This window comes from Duganella vulcania (assembly GCF_009857655.1).
Taxonomy (GTDB): Bacteria; Pseudomonadota; Gammaproteobacteria; order Burkholderiales; family Burkholderiaceae_D; genus Rugamonas; species Rugamonas vulcania.
This window is the reverse complement of sequence record NZ_WWCX01000203.1, coordinates 1-3168: the sequence shown is the minus strand read 5'-3', so window position 1 is coordinate 3168 and position 3168 is coordinate 1. Positions and strand designations below refer to the sequence as shown.

The following is a 3168-nucleotide window of genomic DNA, read 5'->3' as shown; positions in this document are numbered from 1 at the left end:
ACCTGCGGCTGTATGCACGCTCGCTGGGCGCGGAGCTGGCGCCGGCCGTGCCGCCGGGGCCGGATGATTTCGACCCGTCGGTCTTGGCCAGCCTCTGCGCCGCCAACCCGGAACGCCTGGAGCGCTACATCGATGCCTTCATCGACTCGCTGCGCCAGGCCATCGTGGAGATCAAGGTGGCCATCGAGCAGGAGGACAGCGCCGGCGTGGGCATGCTGGGACACCGCATCAAATCCACCGCCAGCGCGGCCGGCGCCACGGGCCTGGCCGATCTGGGACGCGCGCTGGAAGCCACGCGTGCCGAGGGCAACCTGCGGCAGGCGCGCGACCTGGCCGCCCGGCTGCCGGCCTGCCTGGAGGCCATCCAGCGGCAAATCGAGGCGCATAAACCGGCGATGCAAGCGACCAGGGAGTAGAATGAAAGCGGCGTCCCGTTCCATGTCCCGCGACAGGACCGGCCGTGAGAACTTCCACCCTATTGATGTTGTGCCTCGGCCTGCTGCAAGGACCGGCGGGCGGCGCGCGCGACACGATGCTGCTGGCCCATCCCTACCCCAGGGAGACCAGCTACGCGCCACGGGTGCTGGCGCTGATCTGCGCGGACGCCTTCCAGCAGTTGAACATGGACGCCGACGTGCGCGGCGCCATCGAGGCCGAATCCGGCAAGATCGACGGCGAGGTCGGGCGGGCCTACACCTACGGCGACAAAAGGCCGAACCTGGTCCGCGTGGACGAGCCGCTGGTGTCGTTCCGGGTGGTGGCCTTCACCCGCATTCCGGACTTGAAGATCAGCGGCTGGGACAGCCTGAAGGGCACGTCCTACCGGGTGCAGTCCCGCAGCGGCTACTCCACGTTCAAGGCGCGGCTGGAGCAGATCCTGCGGCCGTTGCCGCGCCTGGCGGAGATCCTGGCGCGGATGAAGGCCAGCGGCGCCATCCGCCGGCATATCGCCCGCGCGCTCGACGAGGAGCGCGGCCCCGCACCCTAGGCGCCGCATGTCGGTCCAGTTGACACTGCCTGCTCACGCAGCGCGTGCTCCCTGGAATCTCCGATAAGAATCAAACGCTTGCGCGTCATGGCGTCATTCTTGCGTCGTCCAAGGCCGCAGGCCAGTCCTGCCTGCGGAACTGTCCCACCGGACACACGCAGCAACTGCGGAGACGACATCATGAGTACTTTTGCAAGGAGCATCGCGACACGCACGGCGACCTGGCGTCTATGCGGCGCCATCGCGCTGGCGCTGGCCGGCCTGTTGCCGGTCCAGGCCGGCGCGGCCACGCCGCGCACCGACCTGCTCAGCGGACCCGGCTGGCAGGCCAGCGCCAACGGCATCGACGGCTGGATACCGGCCTACGCGCCCTTCCCCAATCCCGTCACCATGCCCAATCCGGCGCTGAACCCGCAAGGCGTGCATGCCGACCTGATGTGGTATTGGCCCGGCCCCGGCACGCCAGGCCCGAGCAGCGGCCCCACCACCGCGTACTTCCGCCACCAGCTCGACCTGCCGTCCGGACCGGTGCCGCAGATCGTCGCGCTGGTGGCGGCCGACGACGAGCTGACGCTGAAGGTCAACGGCATCACGATCGGCAGCTATGTGCTCGGCGACCACAAGATGAGCAACAACCAGCCCGAAGTGGTGGCGATGGATCTGACCCCCGCGCTGCACGCCGGCGCCAACCAGATTGACATCCAGGCGGTCGACACCGGCGTCTACCACTGGCTGTTCTTCGACACCTACAACCTCGCCGCCTCCCCGCAAACCGTGCTGGTGGCGCGCACGCCCGACACGGTCAGCCTGGTCGGCGACAAGGACGACTTCCACGGCGGCGACGCCGCCGACGACGCGCCCAAGTCGGCCCATGTGCTGGCCATGCTGGAGAACCTGGTGGCCGCCCCGCCCGTCGAGCTGGACCAGCCGGCGGTCAACCAGTCGGTCGGGCTGACGCACTTCCTCGACCTGCCCGCCAACGCGATCGTGACCTCGGCCACCGTCAGGCTGCGCGTCAAGATGACGGGCGACCTGGTCCAGAACGACGTCATCCTGTACAACCAGAGCGCGACGGTGGCCGGCGAAGAGGCCCGCACCGTGATCGCGCTGCACGACCTGCTGGGCTTTTCGCCCCAGCGCGGCGCCGTCTACGAGCTGGTCTGGAACCTCGCCAAGACGCCGCTGCGCAACTTCTCCTCGCCGGTGCCGTTCATCGGGCAGCCCGACCGGGTGGCCGACCTGCTGACGATGTTGCAGACCGACCAGCGCCTGGACGTGCTCACGGTCGACGACACCATGGTCGACTACTCCGAGCTGCGCCTCACCTACACCGTCGCCGGCGCCCCGGTGGGCGACCTCAACAATGATGGCGTGATCGACCGGGACGACCTCAACATCCTGCTGCTCAGCCTGAACACCCTGGCGTCGGGACCGGACGACCCGCGCGACCTCGACCGCGACGGCCGGATCACCGTGCTCGACGTGCGCAAGCTGGTCGGCAGTTGCACCCGGGCGTTGTGCGCCAAGTAGGCAGGACCACCGTGCCGGCCGCGCGCGGCCGGCTAGCTCATTTTTGCGGGAGACTATCATGAAAAAACTGATGTGTGCGGCACTGCTCGGCCTGTCATGCCTGGGCGCCTTGCCGCCGGCGCAAGCGCTGCAGATCACCTTGACGCCGCGCGGCGGCTACCAGATCGCGCCCGGCGGCGAGGTGGTGGTGGACGTGGCCATCGCCGGCCTGCAGTCGGGCGGCCTGAGCACCGAACTGGGCGCCTACCACCTGGACCTGTACTACGATCCGGACCTGCTGTCCTACCTGGCCGGGCCGCCGTCCAGCTGGGGCACGGCGCTGGGCCGCACCGACGGCGGCGCCGAGGCGCTGGCCGTCGCCGACCAAAGCACGCCGGGCCTGCTGCGGCTCGATGAAGTGTCGCTGCTCGACGGCGTGACGCTGGACGCGCTGCAGGGCGACAGTTTCCGGCTGGCGACGCTGGCGTTCCAGGTGGGCTTTCCGAGCTTGCCGGCGCCCGCCAACACCTTCCTGTTCGCCGACAGCATCCTGCTGGGCGACGCGGACGGCAATCCGATCCCGGTGGCGCTCAGCGAGATCCCGGTGCTGATCCTGCAGGTCGACGAGCCCGGCACGCTGGCGATCCTGGCGCTGGGCGCGGCGGCGCTGG

The 3168-nt window shown here is 69.4% G+C and carries 4 protein-coding genes; all 4 read left to right on the top strand.

All coding sequences use genetic code 11. The features are described 5' to 3' along the window. Nucleotides 1-416, top strand: a 416-nt coding sequence (locus tag GTP90_RS35190; protein ID WP_161087856.1) for an Hpt domain-containing protein, incomplete at its 5' end; no start/stop codon positions are given. Between the two features lie 44 nt (nucleotides 417-460). Next, nucleotides 461-988, top strand: coding sequence for a hypothetical protein (locus GTP90_RS35185; RefSeq protein WP_161087855.1), 528 nt, complete (start codon nucleotides 461-463; stop codon nucleotides 986-988). 180 nt (nucleotides 989-1168) lie between these two features. Beyond that, on the top strand, nucleotides 1169-2518 hold the full coding sequence (locus GTP90_RS35180; protein ID WP_161087854.1) for a hypothetical protein: 1350 nt from the start codon (nucleotides 1169-1171) through the stop codon (nucleotides 2516-2518). Nucleotides 2519-2576: 58 nt separating this feature from the next. Further along, nucleotides 2577-3168 (top strand): hypothetical protein (locus GTP90_RS35175; protein WP_161087853.1); only part of this gene is annotated, 592 nt, incomplete at its 3' end.

Bases quoted from the DNA above. Each gene is read 5' to 3' on its own strand.
- GTP90_RS35180 (WP_161087854.1), top strand. From the start codon at position 1,169: ATGAGTACTTTTGCAAGGAGCATCGCGACACGCACGGCGACCTGGCGT.